Origin of the sequence: Janthinobacterium paucivorans (genome assembly GCF_051380805.1) — a bacterium.
In the GTDB taxonomy this organism is placed as follows: Bacteria; Pseudomonadota; Gammaproteobacteria; order Burkholderiales; family Burkholderiaceae_D; genus Janthinobacterium; species Janthinobacterium lividum_D.
Genome location: NZ_JBNYXR010000007.1, coordinates 23,802 through 46,755, shown reverse-complemented (window position 1 = coordinate 46,755; position 22,954 = coordinate 23,802). Strand labels below are relative to the sequence as shown.

The following is a 22,954-nucleotide window of genomic DNA, read 5'->3' as shown; positions in this document are numbered from 1 at the left end:
CGCCTATCTGGCGCCTGCTGCTATCCGTACGGCATGCGCAGGCATGGTTGCACCCTTACCAAGGAAAATCGCATGTTGTCGAATATAACAATAAAAATGCGCCTGATTGCCACGATGTGTGTGCTGGGCTTGCTGATCGCCGTACTGGGCTTGATGAGCATCATCAGCCTGAAATCGGCCAATAATAGTCTCAATGAGGTCTTCAGCAATCAGCTGGCGTCGACCCAAGCGATCGGCGAATCGCAAATCGCGCTGGGCCGCGCCCGTTTTACCATGGACCGCGTGATGGTGCACCCGGATGCGCCCGATGCCAAGGATACCCTGGCGCGTGCAGATCAATTGCTGGAAGTGTCGAACAAGGCCTGGAAGGTGTACCTGGGCCTGCCGCAAGGCGCGGAAGAAAAGCGCCTGTCCGACGACATGGACAAGAATCGCAACGATTTCCTGAATAACGGTTTGCTGCTCCTGAGCAAGGCTTTGCGTGAAGGCAATATCGCGCAAGCCGATAGCTTGATGATGAAGGGCTTGTCGCCCCTCTATACGACTCTGGACCAGGCTTCCGATGCATTGACGCAGCACCAGGCTAGCTTGGCCGCCGCAAAGTATGCGCAAAGCCAGGCCAGCTTCCAAACGCAAGTGAGCATGGCCATCACCGGCATGGTAGTGGGTACCTTGCTGACCATTATTTCCAGCATTTTGCTGCTGCGCGCCATCTTTGGCCCGCTGGAGCAAGTCCTGCGCCATTTTGGTGCCATTGCGGACGGCAACCTGGCCAATGACATCGTCATCACGCGCCACGATGAAATGGGCGCCTTGCTGACGGGCTTGCAGCAAATGCAGGAACGCTTGTCGAGCACCGTACGCGGCGTGCGTGACGGCAGCAGCACCATCGCCACGGCCAGCAATGAAATTGCCTCGGGTAACCTGGACCTGTCCGGCCGCACGGAGCAGCAAGCGTCCAGTCTGGAGGAAACGGCATCGTCGCTCGAAGAGCTGACCTCGACCGTCAAGCAAAATTCCGACAATGCGCGCCAGGCGAACCAGCTGGCCGTGTCCGCATCGGATGTGGCCGTCAAGGGCGGCGCGCTGGTGGCGCAAGTGGTCGAGACCATGGGCACCATCAGCGAATCGTCGAAAAAGATCGCCGACATTATCGGCGTCATCGATGGCATCGCCTTCCAGACCAACATCCTGGCCCTGAACGCAGCCGTGGAAGCGGCACGCGCGGGCGAGCAGGGCCGTGGCTTTGCCGTCGTCGCCACGGAAGTGCGCAACCTGGCACACCGCTCGGCCAGCGCTGCCAAAGATATCAAAATACTGATCGAAGCGTCGGTGCATAACGTGAGTGCTGGCAGCACGCTGGTGAGCCAGACGGGCACGACGATGGACGAAATCGTGTCCAGCATCCGCCGCGTGACCGACATCATGGGTGAAATCAGTGCCGCCGGCCGCGAACAGGAACTGGGCATTGGCCAGATTAATCAAGCTGTGGCGGAAATGGATACCGTGACGCAACAAAATGCGGCCTTGGTGGAAGAAGCAGCGGCCGCCTCGCAATCGATGCAAGAGCAGGCAGCGGCGCTGGCCGAGATGGTCAGCATCTTTAAACTCGATGCCGCCCAGAGCGGCCCGGCCCTCGCCAAGCCTGTCGCGGCCGCCGCCAGCACAGGCTTGAAACGCCCGGCCTTGCGCATGGCGCCGGCCCGCACCGCGGCAGTATCTGCGGCGGCGGCACCTGCGGCAGCTGCAAAACCGCGTCCGGCCAAGCCTGCCGCAGATAACAGCGGTGAGTGGGAAGAGTTTTAAGCACCTGTATCAAGCTGCTGCCGGCCGCATTTTCGGTCGGTGATACTCACTGTTTCGGCAGCTTCGTGCTAGCGCCGTTGCGCCTCACGGCACAACGGCGGCGCCGAGTTCGCTGGTGCTGGTGATGGTTTTTAGGTGGTATTGATTCCGAATTATTGCTGCTCCAGGGCCACCTTGCTGCCCTGGTCCTGCAGCAGCGCAGCCTCGGTTAAGGCTTGCGCGCGTGCTTCTTCTGCCGCCTGTTCCGCTTTCTCCAACGCATCGTGGCGCGCCTGCAAGGCCGCCCGGGCGCGCACGAAGACAATCTTAATGGCAGCCATCACGGGTACGGACAGGAAGATGCCCACCACGCCACCGAGCTGGTCGCCGGCCAGCAAGCCGACGATCACCATCAGCGGGCTTACTTCCACGCCTTCGCTCATCAAGTACGGGTTGACCACGTAATCCTGGAATAAACGGTAGGCGGCGATAAAGCCGATCAGCCAGAACACGTGCTCGAAACCGCTGAAACCGGCCACCACGACGGCGATGACGGCGGCCGCCAGCGGGCCGGCAAACGGGATGAATTCGAGTAAGGCAGCAGCTCCCGCCAGTAGCAGGCTGTACGGCACACCCATCAGGGAAAAAGCGATGCTGTAGGACATAAAAGTGGCGATTGACAACAGTAGTAGCGCGCGCACATAGCGCGACAGCAAGATGTCGAGGTCATCGATGATGGCGCCCCAGAGTTTCTTGTTCGGGCGGTTCAACAGGGACAGCAAGCCGTCGCGCATGTCCGGCCCTTCCTTGATCAGCAAAAAGCTCAGCACGGGTACCAGCACCAGATAGATCAGGTTGCTGGCCGCATGCATGACGGTCAAGCCCAGTTCTTTCGCCAGCGGCATGGCTTGTCCCGTGCCGCTACTCAGCTGCGTCTGCATGAACGACAGCAGGCGCGCGCGCAAGGGCTCCATGAATTCCGGCAACGGGATGCGCTCGGCAAAGTTGTTGCCCTTAAGCAGGATCGGCAACTGATCGCTGAGTTTGATCGCCTCTTCCTCGATGCGCGCCCCGAAAATGGAGCTCAGTATCGCCACCAGCAAGATCACCACCAGGAAGACGATGCCGATATTGGCCGTGCGCGGCAGGCGCTTCGGCCCATACCGCTCCAGCAGTTCGATCAGTGGATACACGAGATAGCTGAAGAAAACGGCAAACGTCACCACGATCAGGGTCGAAGAGACCTTGTAGGTGAGAAAGAGCAGGAAGGTGATCAGGAAAGCCGTCCACACCATCTTGGCAACGCGCAAGTTAAAACCGAACATATAATCCTTAGGGCAGAATGCTGCGCAAGCGCGGCTGGCTGGAAGGGCAGGGTGGGCAAGGCATGCACCGGGCCGCGTCGCACGGCCGGAAATCATACCGTAAAATGCTAAAAAGCCATGTTCTTGCGCGTAACGGTAATACTTTCCCCTATCCTCGCTCCCCGTGAACCTATTTTTTGCGCTAGCTGGCGCTGCTCGATGAAACGCCGTCAGCCGCGCGCAATCAAGTGGCATTGAACGCGTAGCGGTTCTTGCCGCTTTTCTCGGCCTGGTACAGCGATGCATCGGCGCGCCGGTAGCTGCGCGACAAATCGGCTTCCTTGTTCAGTTCGGCTATACCTATGCTGACGGACACCTTGCGCTTCGGCGCGAAAGCCGCCTCGACACTGTCGACCAGCTGCGCGGCAAAGGTACAAGCCGCATTCGCATCGCCCTGGTAAATGATGGCAAATTCCTCACCGCCCAGGCGGCCGCAGAGGTGCCCGCCCGACAGCCCTGCGATGATGTCCGCGACCTGTTTCAGCACCTCGTGGCCGTGTACGTCGTTGATTTGCTGGAAGTCGCCTATGTCATCATCAAGAAATAAGCGGGCGTGTGCGTCGTCGGTTGCGGGATGCGGGCGCTTTTTGTAAACATGCGCCAGTTGTTGAGCCCGGTTAATCCATCCTTGTAGGCCATCGTTGCCAGTGCGCGCTGGGAGCGGTAGTTATGGATGCGCAAGACGAGAAAATAGATATTCAGCGCCAAGCCGATCATCACGCTGATAGTGACGGCCAGCAAGGGCCAATGCTGGTCCACGCGCCCGTCATGGACGGGAAACTGCCCTATCCCCAGGATGGCCTACACGTACAGCGATACGCCCAGGTAATACGCGATGCCGCTGAAGATGGGGGCCGTCGTCAGCGTGATCATCACGCCTAGCGGCAACACCCAGAAAGCGGGTTCTTCCGTTCCCAGCATGAGCACGCGAAAACCGAAGCTGATGAACAGCACGCTGATGGTGCCGCTGGCGATGATGGCTTGCAGCGACCTGGCATACAGGGCCAGCACCAGTCCCACCAGCATGCCTGCCAGGGACATCGCCGCATGCGCATGATCGAGTGAAGCGCGCGACAGGGTCAGGCTGAACGTGACCAGCCAGCAAGACAGGCCAAACGTCAGTATAACTATCGAAATGAAATGCAGTTCCTTGAAAAAGCGCTGCTGTTGCTCCGGCTCTCCTGAAAAGAAGAGGTAATACAGGGCAGGAGACAGGCTGCGTGTAGTGAACATCGCATTTTTCTAGGCAGACAATAAGCCTTGCGGCGGGGATGCCCGCCGGCACCGGCGGGCCGCGTGACGCTCCTATAAAAGTAGTTGCGCTCAAGAACTAGTTTACTGGTTTCTGGGGGGATGGTGATACGGGAGAGTAAAACGATGGGGACTGTCCTGCTGCCGCGGCATTGTGAAGGAAGGGCGTTTATTGCTCGATCAACACAGCTATACCGAGGCCATGCTGTAAACCGTCTGGCGCAGCAGGACAAATCAGGATATCGCCGCCAGCATCGTCGGCGTCTTGACGCGGTGCTGCTGTTCCTGTCCGGTCCTGCCGTGCTGTCCACCAACAACCTCGACGAACGCGCCGTCCTCATGCCCTAGGTGAAGTAGAAAACCTGCGGCTCGTTCCGCACTTTGCTGGTCGCCCAAAACTTCTGCATCATTTGCTCCTGCCTCGACACGCTACGCAAACAGGCCCATGGCATGCTCGCCGTCCTGCAACGGGCCTTCGCTGGAAACTCGATTCAGCTAGCCCTCGGCTGAACAGTTACTAGTTTTTAATATTTTTTTGGAAAATATTTCGAACTCATCGAGAGGAAATAAGAATAACCGCAAAAAATGCGAAAATGCTGTATATTTGTACAGTAATTATTAAAAAGTATGGCGTTTTTATTTCATTATTTTTGCTTTTATTGTCATGCCGCAAGAAGTACTAAATAGCAAAAATTAGTGCAGATGTCTGCATGCGACCGCAATAAGCATCCTACGCTCACTGGTGAAGATCGCCAGTTGCTGTGATAACCACGGGTGAAAACGAGCCACTGGCGAAGGTCTCCAGTTATAATTACGAGCATGAAGAAAAACACAGCACCCAAATGCGTTCAGGCACACTTCTCAGGACACGAGACGTTTCCGCTTCGTCAAATGTGGCTCAAAAAAGTCTTTGACCAAGCGAAGTCTCAGGGCATCATCCTGAAATCGACCTTCACCGACGACAATGCAATCGCCGAATTCGGCGTTGGCAAGAATATGGTCGCTGCGATACGGCATTGGGCGTTGGCGTGCAATGTGATGACGGAGGAAGGTGCTCCGAGCGGAGCCTACAAAGTCACCGATGCCGCCAACGCAGTTTTGAAGGACGGCGGCTTGGACCCCTATTCGGAAAATCCCACCACTGCTTGGTATGCGCATTGGTGGCTCGCAGGAAAAGGCAATCGGGCGACCACATGGAAATGGCTCTTCAACCATGTCACCATCCCGTCATTCTCGCGCGAGGACCTTGAAGCCCCATTGGCCGAATACGCACGAAGCTTGGACCCCAATCGCAAGCTGTCTCCCGCAACTTTGTCGCGAGATATCGAAACGTGCCTTCGCGGCTATGCTCCACGGTTCACAGGCGGCTCACCCGAGGACTATGCCGAGCCAATGCTTGGCGAGTTGGGATTGATTTTTGAAGAGCGCAAAGGCTACTTCGCCTTCCGCCGCGGCCCTAAGGCCACGTTGCATGATGGAATGTTCGCCTACGCGCTTTTGGATTTTTGGGAGACGGCCGCGCCGGGACTCAGCTCTCTCCCTTTCGAAGCCATCGCGTTTGGCGAAGGATCGCCGGGACGGGTATTCAAGCTCGACGAGGATTCGATCGCCGAGCGCCTTCTTGCGCTTGAGGACCTCACACTCGGAGCGCTTTCTTGGACCGACACAGCAGGCCTGAGGCAAGTTCATCGCAACATCAACAAGGCTGAAAACCTCAGCGAACGCATGATCGAGCTGGCCTATGTCTAACACGCAAACTATCAAACTCTCGGACATCGTCCACGTCTCACGTCACTATCAGCGCTCAATACGCATCGATATCGATCATGGCCGCCCCGACGCTTTGAACGGCTATATCTGCCATGGAACGGCTACCTCCGTTTTAAGCAGCATGACCAAGCAACTGTTGGAGAGTAATCAGCGGGCATTTAGTTGGACCGGCCCCTTCGGCGGCGGCAAATCGTCGCTGGCTGTTGCATTCGCGAGCGCCCTGGGGGCGGACAAGAATCTGCGCGCGAAAGCCCGAGAGGTCCTGAGGCTGGAAGATGTGCCTTCATTTGATCAGGCTCTGCCCTATCGCAAGGGTTGGTTGACCGTCCCGATCGTCGGCAAACGAGCGAGTGTCGTATCCGAGCTCGCCAAAGGTCTTCGCCAAGCGCAGGGGTTTAGCCATGATGGACGCAAGACTAACCCTTCGGCCCTCATCGCGGACATTTGCGAAGCCGCCGAGTCTAAGAAGAACGACGGCGTCCTGATCATCATTGATGAGATGGGCAAGTTTCTCGAAGCTTCCGCGCTGGGCGTGGGCGACGACGTCTATTTCTTCCAAGAGCTCGCGGAAGCGGCGGCGCGGACCGCTGGCAAGGTTGTCGTCATTGGCATCCTTCACCAATCGTTCAGTCAATATGCGGCTCGGCTTGGCATCGGGACGCGCGACGACTGGGTCAAAGTTCAAGGTCGATACTCCGACATACCTTTGGTCGCTGCAAGCGACGAGGTTGTGGAGTTGATCGGCCGCGCCATCCACGTTGATGCAACGCCAGACTGGATGATGCCAGCATCCATTGAGATCGCGGACTCCATCCGCGCACGGCGCCCCGCTGTTGGCGAGAGCTTCTCCAAAAGCTTATATGCCTGCTGGCCATTGCATCCGGCCATGGCGGCTCTGTTAGGTCCAATCTCAAAACGCCAATTTGGGCAAAACGAACGAAGCACATTTGGCTTCTTGGCTTCGGTCGAGCCATCCGGATTCCGCTCCTACCTAGAGTCCACGCCACAACTGCAATCGTCCTGCTACCGCCCCAACGATTATTGGGACTACCTGCGCTCCAACTTAGAGCCGGCGATCCTGTCGTCGCCGGATGGACACCGTTGGGCTCAGGCCGTCGAGGCCGTCGAGCGCGCCGAAGCAAAAACCACTGATGCATTGCATGTCGAGCTCATCAAGAACATTGCTGTGATCGATCTCTTCCGCAATGGATCGGGGCTTGCGGCGGAGGCGACCGTTCTCAAATCGCTTTGCTATGGCCACACGCTTGAGCAAGTCGAAGCCGCTCTGGAGCAGCTTTCCAACTGGAGAGTGATCCTATTCAAAAAACACATTGGAGCCTGGTCGGTTTTCGAAGGCAGCGACTTCGACATTGACAACGCCATTTCGCAAGCCCGAGCAGGGATGTCTGGCGTCGATTTCTCCTTGATCGAAAGCTTAACGAATCTTTATCCGGTCATCGCAAAGCGTCACTATCACGAAACTGGCACGATGCGATGGATGAACATGGCGCTGTGCCGTTTGGACGACGTCCAACGCATCGCCACGAAGTTCAAACCCCACAATGGCGACTTCGGCCTATTTCTCCTGGCGCTACCAGGCTCAAACACCAACAGCAAAGCCGCGCTGCAAAAGTGCCACGAACACTCAAGAGTGGAGCCTTGGCCGGTGGTCATTGGCATTCCGCGCAACCACGCCAAAATCGAGGATCTCGGCTCCGAGCTTCTCGCGCTTCAAATTGTCCAGTCGCGCCATGAGCTCAACGGCGATCCGGTCGCGCGCCGCGAAGTGCAAGCGAGAATCTCGTCGGTGCGCGCCAATCTTGAAGAGCAACTTCGTGAAGCTGTGATCAACGCGCGATGGATCGCTGGCGAAGACGAGTTCGAAACAAACGGGCGTCTATCCCCTGTCACATCCAATTTGGCCGATGCGGTCTACCCTTCCGCCCCGGAACTGTGGAGCGAGCTTTTGAACCGCGACAGCCCTTCGAGCAACAGCGTCAAGGCTCGCCGCGACCTGCTCTATTGCATGCTCGACCATGAAGGAGAAGAGAATCTCGGCGTATCGAGCTTCCCTGCCGAGCGCGGCCTCTATGAGACATTGCTCCGAGCAACGGGCCTGCACCGACAGGATAGCAATGGCGCATGGCGATTCTCGCCGCCTGACGACCAACACGCCCCGACCTTTTCCAATCTTTGGAAAGGGACGCGCGAGCTCTTCACTGATGCGAACACGAGGGTGAAGATTTCTGACCTTTACGACCTATGGGCCAAGCCGCCGTATGGCGTCCGCAAAGGCATCATGCCCGTGCTGTTCACTGCGTTTTTGCTTGCCCACAAAGGCAACCTCGCGTTGTATAAGGAAGGCATGTTTATTCCGCGCGTCACCGATGCGGACATTGACGAATACCTTCAAGACTCTTCGCGTTTTTCCATGCGTTGGATTTTGATCGACCAAGAGAAGGCCAGTATTCTTGCTGGGATCTCCAACATTCTTGCCGAAGTTGGCGCGTCCGCGAACACTCGTGATCCTTTGGAAGCGGCGCGTGGCCTCGTCGCTCTTGTCTTTGGTTTGCCGGCATGGAGTCAACGCACCCATACCATCAGCGATATCGCTCGGGCTGTGCGCGACACACTGCTAAAAGCCAGCGATCCTCACAAAGTTCTGTTCATTGATCTGGCAGCGCTTCTTGAGAAGAATAGCGATCGATCCTATGTCGATGCGCTCCGGAGTCCTATTACTGAGATCGCACACGCTTATGACAATTTGCTTGCACGCATTGAGTCCTCAATGCTCGAGGCTCTTGATGCGCCTGTCGATAAATTAGACAGGCTGCGCGCGCGAGCGGAAGTTTTGAACGGCGTGACAGGAGACCTGCGTCAAGACGCTTTTGCCGCCCGACTTGCTAAACATGATGGAAGCAAGGAGAGCATCGAGGGCATTTTGAGCCTGGCCGCCAACAAACCTCCGCGTGATTGGAACGATCGTGATATCGATCACGCTCTTTTAGATATCGCCCAAGCCGCGCTTCGATTCAGACAAGCAGAAGCCTTTGCATCTGTTAAAGGTCGCCAGCCGACTACCGAAGCCTTCGCCGTGGTTATTGGTGCCGGCGCTCAAACGCGCACTGTGTCGCGCTCTTTCTCTATTCCCGATCGACATCGCGATGCGGTTGAATCGATGGCTGAAAAACTAGCGACCACTCTTCAGGCAGGCGGACATAGCACAGAGATTTTGCTCGCCGCGTTGGCGAAAGCTGGAATGCGCCTTACTCTCGAAGACGACGCAAATATGGAGAATTCTCATGGCTGAAAAGCATGTTCTCGGAATATCCGGCGGCAAGGATAGCGCCGCCCTCGCTGTTTTCGTTCGTCAGCACCATCCGGAGCTCGACGTTGAATACTTTTTCACCGACACTGGCAAAGAACTCCCCGAGGTCTATGAATTCTTAGGCCGCCTCGAAGGTTTCCTCGGCAAGCCAATCGCCAGGCTAAACCCGCGCCGCGATTTCGATTTTTGGCTGCGGGAATACAAGCATTTCCTTCCCTCTGCTCAAACACGCTGGTGCACCAGGCAGTTGAAGCTTGCGCCGTTCGAACAATGGATTAGGCCAATGCTGGCCGCAGGCGACACGGTCACAAGTTACGTAGCCATCCGCGCCGACGAGGAATATCGCGAAGGCTATACGTCAAAGCATGAGAACTTGAAAGTTCGTCTTCCTTTTCGCGAGGGCGGAATCGACAAGAAGGGTGTGATGGATATTTTGGAATCGTCCGGCGTCGGCATCCCAAAATATTATGATTGGCGTTCGCGTAGCGGATGTACCTTCTGTTTTTTCCAGCAAAAAATCGAGTGGGTGCGGCTCAAAGAACGTCACCCTGACGCATTCGAGGAGGCCAAACAATATGAGAAGAACGCATTGGAGCACGGCTCGCCATTCACGTGGACCCAAGGCGAGCCGCTGGACGAGCTCGAAAAGCCCGCGCGCGTGATCCAAATCGTCACCGACTTCGAGCGCCGTAAGCAAAGAGATCTCGCGAATCGCCCGATCAATCCTCTACGTCCTGTCGAAACGCTTGAGGACATCGATGACATCTATGGGGAGGATGAAGGCAACGGCGCTTGCGTGGTTTGCCACAAATAAAGCTATCGAAGCCAGGCGTCGAGCTTGTCGAAGACCCGTTGGCACAGGTGCTCAGAGCGTTTCGCGATGAACGCCGCGTCCCAATGAAGACCACACTGTCCTCTGAATGCGAGCGGCGCCAGATGCGAGAGATAGTTCGAAGAAGCGACTAGCGTCGAAAGCGCCGGAGGTACGCTGCCGATGCCTAAGGATACGGCAAGAGCTGCTCCTGTTGGCCCCTTAGCTGTAGACGCGGGCGTGGTGAGATTCCAATAGTAGAAGACCTTGTCCGGCCACTCGGAATAGATCGACGAGTTCACTGGGCGGGAAAGCAGCGTCAAATTACCTAGTTTATCGACGATCGAATAATTGCCCGGATAGACAGTGGCGTCAAAGTGTGCTGCGAACTTAATCGACGACGGCTGATCTTGAGTAGCAACGTGCTCGATGACTTCGTATTGGCTCGAATGCCACACGCGGCAATTTAACAGATCCGCCGAGCTCGCCATGCCGTTTGTAAAAAAACCCTCGTTGTCGGTCGTGAGATCCGGAGCCGCGTCATGTGCCGAAGCCAACAGCGCGAACCGGCAAACTGCCTTTCTGGAATACCAAGCATTTTCTTTAGCCAGATCCACCCAAATCTGGCGGGCGACAACAGGATCAGCCGCGTCGTAGATCTTCTGGCTTTCCAGCGCTTTTCTGAATGCCGTCTTCACGAATGTTGTAGTCTGATTCGCCGCGCCATTGGCAAAGGAGATGTTCCCGGCTTCGGATTGGAATAAGGTTCTATAGTCGGAGTCAGGGAACCTGCCCAATTGAGCGCCCATGAAGAGAGTGAAGAAAGCTACAGTAGCCTCACACACTGACACAAATTCTGCCGCCGCCGCTGTTTTGGCCGCCGCATTCGATTGAGCGCGGAGCAACTTTGAGTAAAAGACGCTCAATACGACATGTGCGAATTGATGACCGGCGTCTTTAAGGTAGAACACGCAAAACGCGGCGCGGTCCGCCTGTTGAGGCGTCAAGCCCATCGTCTGCAACTGAGTGCAGAGGCCGAAGCTATTTGCGTTTTTCGGAGATTTTCGCGGCTTGATAAAACTCAGAAAATATTCAGCCTGGTCAGCAATGCAAGTGACGAAATCGATCGATTTTTGAGTCGGTGAGCCCGCCACGAGTGAGTTTTCAAGAGTGTCCGTCAGCCAATCACGCTCTTCGCTAAAACGTCGGCTTCTTTCCATTCCATTGAAGACCAGTGCCGAGGAGACGATAACCTTGTCGGTGAGCTCTTCCTTGTCCGACGAATTGCTTTCGGTTTCAAAAACACTCTGGATACGATCAACCTGGGACTTGATTACGGTCGAGTAGCCGGTGCCCCATGCCTTGACTATCTGCGGCTTGAAAACCTCGAACGCTGTAAGTGGTGTTCCGGTCGCGTTCAGCGACTGGAACATGTCAAAGGCCAACCCTAGATCTAGGCACTCTATGACAACCAAATGGCATGAATTCTTCAAGAACGAACATGCAGCCAGGAGCAGCATTCCCCCGAAGTAAACTGATTGCTCATCCGGCGGGAGAGAATGGATCGTCGTCCAGTTGGGCGGGTAAGCCATGAAGTTCGACAGGCTGCCGTCGGTCACAGAATTCGCCGACAACAAGCCAGTCGCTAGGCTAACATCGGCCGTATTAATTTGCTCGGAGATATATTCTCTGAAAACACGGAGCACTAAGCCCACACGTTCGTCGGTTGGGATCGCATCGAGGGCGATTCCTGCGATAAACTTTGACAGGAAGCTTGAGGTGTTTGAACGGTAAAATTTATTGATGTCGCCACTAAGCGTCCACTGATCAGAAACCGGATTCGTGGACACATCATCTGCTCTGATGATCTTCGGCTTTAACGCGGGCTGAGCGCCCGTCTTTGAGATCTCAACCGAATAAAAACGACGGATATTCGGAAGTTCGTCTGTCAATTCAGTCGCAAGCTTATCAAATTCCGGCGCAGCTCCCGCCAATGTTTGCAGCTTTGAAACCATCTCGGTAATTTGCTCCCCGATCACACAAGCAAGCATTGCAATCGACGTAATCCGCTGCTGGCCGTCGACTACATTCACGATTTTCGTCAAAAGGTTCGGCGTATCCGTATGAACGCCCGTAACAGCATTCTTCTCTTCGTGAAGAATGACCGTGCCGAGAAAGATGCTATTGTTTGGCTTAGTCAGAGTGCGTTTGATGCTTGAAAAAATATCTTCAATCAGTTTTCTGGCGTTCTCTTCATCCCACGAGTAGTTTCGCTGGTAATACGGGATATAGAATCCCCGGCCCCCTTGAGAGAAAAAATCATGCAGATTAGCGGCGTCGTGTTTGAATGGTTGTGCCATTAGTAGCTCCTTGAATTAGTTAATCGAATTGTCGGAGCTGATGGCGGCTACGGCCGCCTCAATGTCCCGGTCCGATAAGAACGGGGCCTGCGCGAAGACCAAGCCTTGCTCACCATTGAGCTTGGCCGCCATATGTCCTCTACCCAGCAGCAATTCAGCTCCGGGCCGATCAAGCGCGATCTTAGAGGTGGCCTCGCTGGCTACCTTGAGAATTAAACGGTTGCCCAAATTCTCGCGTAACTGCATGGGCATCACGTCCTTGTCAGGCCTCTGCGCCGCAAAAATTAGGTGAATGCCAGCGGCGCGAGCCTTCACGCCAAGCCTTTGCACTGCAGCTCCCACCGCCCCCTTATAAGCGTCGTCGAGCATCCAATCGGCGAATTCGTCATGGATCAGGAACACCATGGGCAAGCGAGCGTCAGGCGCAGCCTTGGCGTTAAACGTGGCCAAGTCCCGCGCACGAGCTTGGGCGAAGGCTCGGTATCGACTTTCCATCTCTTCAACAAGGGCGGCCAACACTTCGGTCGAGCGCTCCTTGGTCGTGATGATAGCCTCGCGCATATGCGGCAAGTCCTCCAAAGCGGCATAGTCCACTCCCATCTTCGGATCAATGAGGATGATCTGAGCGAGGTCCTTCGGATTGGTCGCTGCAATGTCGAGAAGAATAGCCTGGATTAGAACCGACTTGCCACTGCCTGTGGCTCCCGCCACCAACGAATGTGGCTCATGCGACGACAATCCGCCAAACTCACCTCCGAGGTTCAAATAGAGCAAAGAGCCATTGATCTCTTGAAGCCCTAGGACGAAAGAGGTGTTGATGCCAGCGACGTTGCGATTAAGCTGCCGCTTAGCCCATAAATCCCACAGCGAGACTGCCTGCCGTATAACTCCTGCAATCGTCACCACGATCTCACCCGGCTTGGGCTGCACGGTCACCAAGTTGATGGCGTGAGTAGTCAGTAGCTGTGTGCGCTTTGCCTCGATGTCTTCCACCCTAAGACGATCCGAGCCAGCAAGGCGCACCAAGCAGCCATTAGGTGTCATACGAGTGCCCAATACTGCGGCCTGCAGGCCGTAGCCGTTCAATGCCGTTTTGAGCCTCTTTGTGGTCTCCTGCGCCCATGCCTCGCGCTCATGATCCGCCAAGGTCAATACGACCTGCTTGGCAGCGATCAAAGCCGACAGGTGCAGTCCCAGCGCCGCCGCAGCCGCCGGAGCAATTACCTCGGTTTGGGTAATTGGGGTTGTTGGTGTCGCGTCCATGGGAACGGTCATCGGCGGCCTTGCCGGGGTCGCTTGAACTGACTCAACAGAGACCGTAGTTTTTTGTGCCTGCTCCGACTGTTGGCCAAGCTGTTCTATCATCGCGTGCCAAGCAACACGCGCGGCGGGACGATTGAACTCAACCGACTTCCACGGCTCCGCGCCACCTAGCAATGTCCTTACATCAGTGGCGCCGACTCCCGCTGCATAGGCTTCCACGAGCTTGCGCAACTCCGGCCGATCAAAGACTTCCTGCCAAGCCTGAACGCCGTCGGTATTGTCGATTTCGATTTGTTCAGATGCCGATTGATACTGGCCCGCGTCACCGGAATGAATGAACACATACGAGTAGCCACGCAGCGCGATGTCCACGTCGCCTTCGCGCAGCTTCGCACGCGCACGCTCCAATAGTCCGGAGAGACCAGGCGGAATCTCAGCGTCGATAAGCAAGTCGGCCAAGCGTGAGAGCCACACATCACGATCAAGGCGGCCGGGGTCGCCAAACAAAGCGGCGCGGAACGTGGTCAGCGTCGCCATGAGCTGCGCCTTAGATGATCGTCGGGCCTCGGCAGCGCCATCGGCATTGACATATTTTGACTCGACCACCGAGATGCGCAGCCGAATCTTGTCATCGACTTCCTCAACACAAAGCGCCAGGATGTCGGCGATCCGACTTTCGCGCTGCGCGAGCCAATCGGCATAGTCGTCGAGCAAGAAAAACACGCTGAACGACCGGCCTGCAGCGGCCTGGGCGGCGAATTCTTCGGAAACCAAATGGCGGCTGAGGACCAACCCGAGCATTTCGCCAGCGGATACGCCTCGTTTGGCAGCTCGCAGGACGATGTCGCCCGAGACCGATAGGGCATCCTTCTTCATTCGCACGGCGACCGCATCGAGCTCGTCGCCACCTAGCGAAAGGCTGAGCTCGCCCAGGCGCCGACGAATTAGCACGCCGAGCAGGCGCAACTCGGAGGTTGAGCTCACGATCATGTTGCGACCATTCGTGGAAGCTCGGCGGTATCGCACCACCGTGATGCCGTTGTGTTGCAACTGCCGCTTATCAAGCAGCTCGTCATAAGTGGCAACCCACTCGGCCAACGCGTGGGCATCGTTCATGGTCGAGGCCAAAGCCTCATGCTGCAATGAGATGCGACGCGCAGGCAGATAGCGGGCCCCCACCGGAGCGTCAGTCTGGCGATGTACAGCAGCCACGGCACTGACATAAGCCCAGCCCGAGGCTGTCTGCCAAGGGCAGGTCAGGAAAGTGGTCGATTTAAGCTCGTTCTCACCGGAAACGCTGCGATATGACCAGCGCGATGGAGCATGCTCCAAGCTCGGTCGATCATTGGTCCAGTCCACCGGGAGCCACTCTTCGACAGCCGTGCGCGACACCACATCATGCAAGAACGCCACATCGAAAGGTTTAAAGCCGCCCTCTCTTTGACCTGGCGTCGCGGAGGCCGGCGTGACGGCAATGCGCAGCTTGGAAATGAAGTTATCCGATGTCTCGCTGACCACCGGCATGTCAGAATCATCCCCGGCCTTGTTGACCAGTTCCGCGTAGACTCGGCGCAGCTTAGCCGGATCGCTGTGCCTGACGGACACGTTACACTGGAATTCATCCTCCGTTTGCAGGCCGGCGAGTTCGCGCACGGTGGCCAATGGAAGCTCCGCGGCATCGGCGTTGTAAAGCAAGACGCTGAGATTAGCCGCCTCGTGAGGCTGGAGGCCGATATAGCGCTCCAAAAGCTCACGCGCCTGCTTGGCTGCCGCCGTCGGGTCGACGTCGGTCATCGAATCCTCGTCGCCACGAACTGGCCGCTCAAAGAGACTATATCCATTGACGGTGCTGCTCTCAGACATAAGCAACGGCTCGCTGCCACGCTGTAAAACTGCAATCTCAGGATAGAACGGATGAGCGAGCTCTTCGGAAAACTCCCGGAAGAAAATGTCACGGTGCCCAAACAAAACACTCTCGCTGGTGAGCAAATGGGTCGCCAAACCCGCCACTCGCCGCGTCTTCACCGCAAGCGCCTTCATGCGCTCCGGGTGCCAAGGCGGAATGATGAGCGACGGCTGCTCCCCTGAAACGCGAGACGTGCCGATCGAAAGCACCTCGGCCACCAGCTTCGCGCGACAAACATCCCCTCGAGCATGGACCATCAACGCATTGAGCAACGCGGCGAACGACTCCGCTTGGCGCATGACAGCCTCGCCTTGCAGGCCAGTATCGACGAAATCCTTCATGGCCAAAAGGTAGTCAGCCTCGAATGCGTCCCACGCCGCGCGCAACTCGTCACGCTGCTCCTTGGTCAACCGCCCCTCGGCCGCAAGATCCTTAATGCGGTCTTTGATTTCGGCTCTGAAGCTGCGCAGCTTATTGGCAGGCGGAACAAGCGAGCCGGCATCGCGCGAGAAAGTGGCTTCAAGCGTTCCAGTGTCGAGCAGCGAAACGCTTTGCACCCCCCCCTTCTTGCTGACGAGTCGCCGCGGAACTTCGGTGCAACCGACACCGCCCTTTTCCAACAGGCGGCGCATGTCGGACACCATCGCCAGGCCGATGGACTCGGGCCGATAGCTCCACACGAGCTGCGTCTTGTCGATGACCGTTTCGCGATCACCCACTCGCTGAACAAGCGCCACGTCGAATTTGATCTGGACCGCGTTCCGGGCAAGCGATGAAACAGCTTTGAGCGTCCCGCGAAGCTCCTTCTCCTTGGCGAAGAACTTCTCGTAATCAAAGAGCGGGTCAGGCAGGTTGCCGGTCCCCATGCGCTCAACCTTCCAATCCACTTTCGAGCCCATCAGCTCCTTCAACGCGCGATACATCGCGGAGAAATAGGAGCCGACGTCGTAGTTGAAGCGCTCACGCCACTCCTTGCGCCCCTTGTTGACCGTGAAGCGCAGGAAGCGCTCTCCTGCCGTGTCGCCAGCACCCGCCAAAAGATGGTGAACCACACTGATAAAGCCATCAAGAAAGTCATTGCATTCGATGGCCTTGCCAAAGATAGCCTTCTCCCAGCGCGCGTGGAGCTGCCGGGACTGCTCGATATGGCGGCGGTGTAGCTCGAAGAAAATCTTGTCGTCGTCATTCCATTCGGAGCGCTTTTCGCGGGCCTTGAGATCTTCAAGGTGGCGTTTCCATTTCTCGTCGAGCGCCTCGGCATCCTCACAATCGTGCTCGAAAAACTTCAACGTATGCTCGGCCAGGCCCTGCAGTTTTTCCTTGGGTTTGTCGAAAATATGGCAGACGCCATCGGTCTCCCATTCAAGTTCCGCCACTTCGGCGGCTACCTGGCTGTCACCTGCCGGAGCATTAATGAATGCCTCCAAGGCCACGCGTGCAGCATCGGAAATGTCGGCCGCGTTGTCTTCCAATCGTTGGCGCATTTCATCCGGGTCAAGTGGCTGGCCATTTGGCCGCAGCCGCAACATAAGCGGAGCGCGATGAGTGAATAGCTTATCAAAGGCCTTCTTCCACGGCTTGTCAGAACTCCCATAGGTTCTCGCGCTAGCGAAGAATGACGTGTCTCTTGGCAGGCCCACCCTAGGCAAGGACCAGCCGATGGCCTCACGAATCGGCAAGCTACGAGCTGGCGACATCGCCTCAGTGATATGGGCGCAGAAGTCGCCGAGCTGAACCAGCGAAAGGTCGCTGGCAGAAATCAAACCTTTAAGGGCCGAGCGAAACACCAGGCGGTCGTCTGGAACCGGCGCCATGCCCGCGACATGACATGTTGCATCGACCCATGCCGACACGTCAGCGCGCAGCTCTTTGGCGCCCAACGCGGTAACGTGACCAAGCGTATCGGCCAGGTTGTGCTCATTGCCGTTGGCGGTGAGGATCGCCTCTTTGTCCGTCTGCGCATTGTTGCGCACAAAGCCAGCGTTATGCTGAATCAGCGATTCGGGCGGCAGTCCTTGTCCCTCGACCAAAGACTCTGGAATCATGAGGTCAACACGCGCGGCGAGATCGTGGTTGGCCAGAACGGCGCGAACGACCGAGGCAACTTGCGACGCCGACAGCTTGTCGAGACGGAACAGCGCCGCCGAATCCTGCGCCGAGCCATCGGCCTGGCGAGCGTCACTAATGCGCTTCGCTAGTATGTCAGCGCCGACGCGCCCAATGATCCGATCGGTCAGCAATTTTCTTCTCCCTTAAATCCAAATGGGTTTTCCACGAACGAGCAGGAGTCGGATAGCCGACGCACCAACCCTAGTCCAACCAGCCGCGCTTCCAGATTGGCGCGGTTCTCGCTGAGCACTTCCTGGTCTACCTTCTTATCTGCGACAAGGCGCGAGCCTTCCGCATCGCCAATGACGATTCCGTAGCGCCTCTTGGCCTCGGATAAGAACTCGTCGAACTGCATGCGGTCATCGACGATGGCCACTACCAACGTCTTGATGAGCCGGTCGTTGGGTGCGTATCGCGTGCGCCGGGCAAGGCGCCGCGAGCTAAGCCCAATGGCCCTCGACCACGACGCGTGAATTTTTCCAACATGCTGCTCATGACGGGAGAGCGCCATATCCACTAGGGTCTCAATAAGCTTGTCGCCGGACATGCGCGTGTAATCTGCCTCGTCGTCCGAATCGCTCGACGGCCACTGGAAGAGCTCGCGCATGATGCTAGCCCGCGCCGCATCGGGGTAGTCCGAATTGGACGCAGACTCCCACTCGGGCAACATGCGGGTTTGCTCGATGGACGCCCGGACAGCTTTGGGCGAAAGACCCTGGTTGAGTTGGTAGCTGTCGCCGGATAGAGCCCTAACCTTGGTCCGCTCCTTGGAGACGATTTCGCAAACAAATTCCACAGGCTCGGCATCGCCCGCTTGGACCTTGGCCTGTTCAAGGAAATAGAGCAGGAGGTTCAGTCCAGCCGAGGTGATCAAGTGCTCCAAAGCGTCGTAGATCGGCATGTCCTTGGCAAGAATCGCCAACCAGTCGTCACAGAGTTGATCAAAGCGTGGGTTGGATGCATGAGGCAGATACCCCACATCGCGCGAGTTGGATGCCAACTGCGGCTCGCCCTGCAATGCCCGGACAAGCCGGTTCATCGGGGCCGAGCGGTCGAAGAGCCGCTCAGAGAGCTGCGCGCCTAGCTCCGGCCCGTGAGTCGCGCGACTAAGCATCAAATAGAGCAGTTCGCCGGTCCGCGCGAAAAACCGACGATCGTTGCTCGCCCCACCCGAGTCTATCCGCAAATCTTCGAACATCGCGTCGGGGCCAAAGGGAAAGACGAACTTCGAGCTCCAACGCTTGTTGCTACGAGCCTCAAACGCTGACGACCGCAGCAATTCGATGGCCTTGGCAAAATCGTCAAAGCTGGAAAATGCTTTGCGTAGATAAGCCATATCCTCGTCACCATGCTTGGTCGCATCTTGGGCAAACAAGACACCCCACTCGCGCCACTTCTCGTCGTCAGTGATGGACCGTTCGCGGATCGCCTCGACGAAGGGGTTGTTGAACAGCAGGCCACGCAGGCGAATTTGATGCTGGGGACGGTATCGCACCTTGTCATTCGGAGTGGCGATCAACGGGCTATCAAGATTCGATCCCAACACGCCCAGGAATTCCAGCACCGTCAAATGCGGCAACTGCTCATCATAGAGACGATGGCCCCAAATGTGCTCATCGACGGCGAAGTCGACCCGATCAATGTCAACGCGCTGTCTCATTCCGAAATCCTCACGGTTATAGGCCGAGAGAACCCATGGCCACCTTGTTCAATGTCGATAAAGTTGAGCGTCAGCGAGCCGTTGTCAGCGCCGACCTCTTCATCGTCGTCCAGATGGCTCCTGCCTCTAATGAGTTCTGCCTTGCGCAGCAACTTGGCTTTGAACGCCAGCATGTCCTCTAAGCATTCGTTGGAAAAACTTCCCGGCAATGCGCCTTCTGCAACGCGCGAAAGGAACTCAAACCGGATAGGTGTGAGATCGAAGGCCACGGAATTGCCTGGGCCTTGGGCCAGCGATACGTCTAGCAAAGGCCGACCAGTCTTCGCATCGAGCTTGATAGCCATGCCCACGCCGTTGACGCGCCGCGATGGGGCTTCGGTATCGCAAAGGACGCTGACACGTGATTGGGTAAAGCCTCCTGAGCTAGCGACGAAAATTCTATCGACATTGTCGATCAACAGGCCTGTCATCACTCGATTAAGGCCGCGCACAAGTCGACCACGCACAACCTCGGCAACCGCCTTCTTTTCTTGAACTGCGGCGCGCATCTCTAAATATTCGCCCGCGAAACGGAACACCGTCATCGCCCAGAAGGGATAACTTTCCTCACCGGGCGGCAAGGTGAAAAAGAGCCTTCGGCGCTGCTCCTGCAACAGCTCCATGAAGCCCGCGGCTCCTCCGTCAATCCGGGCGGCCTCTTCACCTTCGAGATATTTATTCTGGGCGCTTAATAGCCTAGGCGTGGCGCCGTAGACCGGATCGCTACCGACTAGGCGGGCGAACGTCGGCGCGAGCTTCACGTCGTCCTTGCCGTAGACCAGGAGGCCATCGGCACCATTCGTAGTCTCGTCGCCAACGCCAAAGGACGCCATCGCCTTAAATACAGGCCGATCGGCAAGCCGCCGCTTGGGCAGGTTCGCTCCGAACGCATTGCCATAAACGCTCGCGCGATCCACCGCTCCTTGTTCTTGAATCCTTGCGACCTCGGCGCATGACATTAAGCCGTCTTTGGCGTCGCGGTGTCCCAAGATCATGTTGGCGCAGAGCGCGAGTAGGTCGCGGACTGGCAAATGCTGACCGTTGAGCCTGGCAATCTCCACCAAATCGCCCAAGCGGCGCCCCAGTTGAGCGGCATCGCTCCTGCCGAGCAGGCGCTCCCGATTCTCATAGATCGGACAGACCTTGCCGTCAGATTTCAATAAGCATCTAGCGCAGTTATCCCATTCGACGTGTTTAGCGACCGCCGCGACTACCTCCTCCAAGGCCATCCGGCCCACGCTACGGCTTAGATCGAACACGGCGAGACGCTCGGGCTCTTGGCCCGCCTGCAAAAAAAACTCCTGCAATGGTTTGCGCAAGGGATGTTTGCGCTCTTGCCTGCGTCCTAAGTCGCGAAGCCTGTCTAGCACTTGGCCGTGATTGGCGGCTAAGATAACGATCTCGGTGTCGTCGCCACCAAGCACCGACTTTTCAAGACGGGCTAACGGGGCATCGCTTTCCTCTCCGTTGAACTCGCTGAGGTCTTTGATGAATACAGCCAAACGGCCATCTGCTAGGCGGTGCTCCTTGATGTTTCCCTTTGCGGCCCACGCGCGCGGGTCGCCGCCCATTGATGCCCACAGCGCGCGACAGTGGTAAGTTTTCCCATCGCCGGCCGTGCCCGCGATCAGCATAGAGCCCGGCTTACCCGAAGCGACATGAGCCTTCATGGGATCAAGCATCGGCGTGCTGAGAGCTATGGGCTGCACCTTGGCCCTGCCTACGGCTCCGGCCACGTATTCATCGAACATCGTAAGGTTGTTCGGGGTTGGCCCATAAGTGCGCAGGAAACGCACCCACGCACTCGATGGAGGCGCGCCCGGCTCATTGGCAATCGTAGTTTGCTCTGTCAATTGCTCACTCCCGTATGAATGGTTGGCTGTCTTGCCATGGTTGGCTGAGTTTCGATATTGCCGCGTCCCGCGAAGGCTCCAATGGCTCAACGCCAGGCGCTGGCATCGCGCTTTCGACACCATATAGAATTGGCGTGTTGCGAAGCGAAAGGTGGTGGGAATCTGGATCGAGCCGATGGTCCGGACTGGTGTCGATGGACCAACGCCGCAAGACGTGGCCAGCGAGGGCCGCTCGAGTCTTTATCTTCTGTAGGCCGTCAGTCATGGCATAGTCGGCCTTAATTGCCTTGAGCTGCTTGATGCCTGGATGAGGAACGATTTCCAAATCCACAATCCGCGCCCATTGTTCATCGGCACTGAGAAGTTTGCGGGCCTCGGGTTCGTAATCTAGCTCTTGGACCTTGGTGATGCGAGTCAACACAAAGTCTCCGAACCGCTGGCACTCGCGGTCAAACGATCTAACTTGCCAACGCTTGCCATTGTTTGCCAAAGCGGCAGGGACGATATCGCGGCGCTTCGGCCCAGAGGAAAGAGACAAATAGTTGATGCGGATCGGACGCCTGGCGAACAAAGCTCGGGTGATGGCAGCTAGGATATCCATGTCTGGATGGGGAAGCTGGCCTAGTCCCTTGCAAAGAGCTGACAGTTTGAGCCCCAATTCTAAGCCATCGCCGAAACCCAGCAGCAGCCAACTGAGCACGCGTTCGGGGTGGAACTTAAATATCGGCGTGAATCCATCGGCAGGGAGGTAGCGCCTACTTAATTGGTCAAAATCAAGATTGCCTGGCGCGATCTCGCGGTAGATGCTCAGGTCGCGCGAAGCCGCCGCAGGTTTGATACCAAAGCGCGATTCTATGTCACCGCGTTGGAGCTCACCCGTGAAAAAGGCCTGCAACTCTAGGACAGCCAACCGCTCTCGCTGAGTTTGCGACAACCCGATGTCCGTGACCTTCAATAATCTCCCCTATGTTTTTCTCCTCTAGCGTGAAAGCAAACATCGCGTCAAGAGTTGCAATAATAGCATACGGGTCATTTTGATACGGTCTAGAATATACTTTTCGAGCATGTTCACACCAGAAAAGAAGTTGAATAACGACGTGGCTTATTGGTATATGCGACGTGCTGTTCTAATACCAGGATGGGCAGCCGGAGCGTGGGTAAAAAAACAATACGAAGTCGTAGTGGTCAATATGCAGCGGGATGACAAACCCTGCTAACGACCGCTTGACGGTCGCGGCTAACTTATTCCGGGAATTGAACCGCCGACACAAGGATTTTCAATCCTCGTGTCATCAGTTGCTGATTAATTCTGCACGGCTTTTGCATTCTGCTTAGCGAAAACAATAGGCCAGTCGTACAAACCAGCGGTTTTTAATCGAAAATTGTGGCGCCAGCTGCACATACTTTGGCGTCCTACGATGCTAGTAGCTCAGGGTAGATGTCATCGTGCTGTTC

At 56.7% G+C, this 22,954-nt stretch carries 13 protein-coding genes; 4 read left to right on the top strand and 9 right to left on the bottom strand.

Annotated features, from left to right (window positions below; all coding sequences use genetic code 11):
- The first annotated feature begins 72 nt into the window (after positions 1 to 72).
- Positions 73 to 1,806, top strand: coding sequence for a methyl-accepting chemotaxis protein (locus ACQ4V8_RS10575; protein WP_436571428.1), 1,734 nt, complete (start codon positions 73 to 75; stop codon positions 1,804 to 1,806).
- A gap of 152 nt (positions 1,807 to 1,958) precedes the next feature.
- Here ACQ4V8_RS10575 and ACQ4V8_RS10570 read toward each other — a convergent pair whose 3' ends face one another.
- From ACQ4V8_RS10570 to ACQ4V8_RS10555, 4 genes are all read right to left on the bottom strand, one after another.
- Positions 1,959 to 3,110 carry an AI-2E family transporter gene (locus tag ACQ4V8_RS10570; protein ID WP_010402017.1) on the bottom strand — a complete coding sequence of 384 codons (1,152 nt, stop codon included), beginning with the start codon at positions 3,108 to 3,110 and terminating at the stop codon, positions 1,959 to 1,961.
- Between the two features lie 223 nt (positions 3,111 to 3,333).
- Complete coding sequence (locus ACQ4V8_RS10565; protein ID WP_436571482.1) at positions 3,334 to 3,753, bottom strand: GGDEF domain-containing protein; 420 nt, start codon at positions 3,751 to 3,753, stop codon at positions 3,334 to 3,336.
- Complete coding sequence (locus ACQ4V8_RS10560) at positions 3,675 to 3,908, bottom strand: hypothetical protein (RefSeq protein ID WP_070346061.1); 234 nt, start codon at positions 3,906 to 3,908, stop codon at positions 3,675 to 3,677. The genes ACQ4V8_RS10565 and ACQ4V8_RS10560 overlap by 79 nt, the downstream gene beginning before the upstream one ends.
- Before the next feature lie 42 nt (positions 3,909 to 3,950).
- Positions 3,951 to 4,382 (bottom strand): hypothetical protein, encoded by a 432-nt coding sequence (locus tag ACQ4V8_RS10555; protein WP_436571427.1) that lies wholly within the window; start codon positions 4,380 to 4,382, stop codon positions 3,951 to 3,953.
- Between the two features lie 837 nt (positions 4,383 to 5,219).
- Between ACQ4V8_RS10555 and ACQ4V8_RS10550 the strand changes: the two genes are divergently transcribed.
- Genes ACQ4V8_RS10550 through ACQ4V8_RS10540 form a run of 3 tightly spaced genes read left to right on the top strand, consistent with a single transcriptional unit; the run spans position 5,220 to position 10,312 of the window.
- On the top strand, positions 5,220 to 6,149 hold the full coding sequence (locus ACQ4V8_RS10550) for a DUF4007 family protein (RefSeq protein WP_436571426.1): 930 nt from the start codon (positions 5,220 to 5,222) through the stop codon (positions 6,147 to 6,149).
- Positions 6,142 to 9,480, top strand: a complete 3,339-nt coding sequence (locus ACQ4V8_RS10545) for an ATP-binding protein (protein WP_436571425.1) — start codon at positions 6,142 to 6,144, stop codon at positions 9,478 to 9,480. Before ACQ4V8_RS10550 ends, ACQ4V8_RS10545 begins: the two co-directional genes overlap by 8 nt.
- Positions 9,473 to 10,312 carry a phosphoadenosine phosphosulfate reductase domain-containing protein gene (locus ACQ4V8_RS10540; RefSeq protein ID WP_436571424.1) on the top strand — a complete coding sequence of 280 codons (840 nt, stop codon included), beginning with the start codon at positions 9,473 to 9,475 and terminating at the stop codon, positions 10,310 to 10,312. The genes ACQ4V8_RS10545 and ACQ4V8_RS10540 overlap by 8 nt, the downstream gene beginning before the upstream one ends.
- A gap of 2 nt (positions 10,313 to 10,314) precedes the next feature.
- Here ACQ4V8_RS10540 and ACQ4V8_RS10535 read toward each other — a convergent pair whose 3' ends face one another.
- The 5 genes from ACQ4V8_RS10535 to ACQ4V8_RS10515 are packed head-to-tail and all read right to left on the bottom strand — an operon-like array spanning position 10,315 to position 22,454.
- Complete coding sequence (locus ACQ4V8_RS10535) at positions 10,315 to 12,669, bottom strand: GmrSD restriction endonuclease domain-containing protein (protein WP_436571423.1); 2,355 nt, start codon at positions 12,667 to 12,669, stop codon at positions 10,315 to 10,317.
- Between the two features lie 15 nt (positions 12,670 to 12,684).
- On the bottom strand, positions 12,685 to 18,078 hold the full coding sequence (locus ACQ4V8_RS10530; RefSeq protein WP_436571422.1) for an FtsK/SpoIIIE domain-containing protein: 5,394 nt from the start codon (positions 18,076 to 18,078) through the stop codon (positions 12,685 to 12,687).
- Positions 18,072 to 19,607 carry a hypothetical protein gene (locus ACQ4V8_RS10525; protein WP_436571421.1) on the bottom strand — a complete coding sequence of 512 codons (1,536 nt, stop codon included), beginning with the start codon at positions 19,605 to 19,607 and terminating at the stop codon, positions 18,072 to 18,074. Before ACQ4V8_RS10525 ends, ACQ4V8_RS10530 begins: the two co-directional genes overlap by 7 nt.
- A complete protein-coding gene (locus ACQ4V8_RS10520) occupies positions 19,604 to 21,499 on the bottom strand; it encodes a hypothetical protein (RefSeq protein ID WP_436571420.1) in 1,896 nt (631 codons plus the stop codon). Before ACQ4V8_RS10520 ends, ACQ4V8_RS10525 begins: the two co-directional genes overlap by 4 nt.
- A 4-nt stretch (positions 21,500 to 21,503) precedes the next feature.
- Complete coding sequence (locus tag ACQ4V8_RS10515; RefSeq protein WP_436571419.1) at positions 21,504 to 22,454, bottom strand: WYL domain-containing protein; 951 nt, start codon at positions 22,452 to 22,454, stop codon at positions 21,504 to 21,506.
- Positions 22,455 to 22,954 lie beyond the last annotated feature (500 nt).

What these genes read in the sequence shown, in the direction of transcription:
- ACQ4V8_RS10575 (WP_436571428.1), top strand. Translation starts at nt 73, where the DNA reads ATGTTGTCGAATATAACAATAAAAATGCGCCTGATTGCCACGATGTGT.
- ACQ4V8_RS10570 (WP_010402017.1), bottom strand. Translation starts at nt 3,110, where the DNA reads ATGTTCGGTTTTAACTTGCGCGTTGCCAAGATGGTGTGGACGGCTTTC.
- ACQ4V8_RS10555 (WP_436571427.1), bottom strand. Translation starts at nt 4,382, where the DNA reads ATGTTCACTACACGCAGCCTGTCTCCTGCCCTGTATTACCTCTTCTTT.
- ACQ4V8_RS10550 (WP_436571426.1), top strand. Translation starts at nt 5,220, where the DNA reads ATGAAGAAAAACACAGCACCCAAATGCGTTCAGGCACACTTCTCAGGA.
- ACQ4V8_RS10545 (WP_436571425.1), top strand. Translation starts at nt 6,142, where the DNA reads ATGTCTAACACGCAAACTATCAAACTCTCGGACATCGTCCACGTCTCA.
- ACQ4V8_RS10540 (WP_436571424.1), top strand. Translation starts at nt 9,473, where the DNA reads ATGGCTGAAAAGCATGTTCTCGGAATATCCGGCGGCAAGGATAGCGCC.
- ACQ4V8_RS10535 (WP_436571423.1), bottom strand. Translation starts at nt 12,669, where the DNA reads ATGGCACAACCATTCAAACACGACGCCGCTAATCTGCATGATTTTTTC.
- ACQ4V8_RS10525 (WP_436571421.1), bottom strand. Translation starts at nt 19,607, where the DNA reads ATGAGACAGCGCGTTGACATTGATCGGGTCGACTTCGCCGTCGATGAG.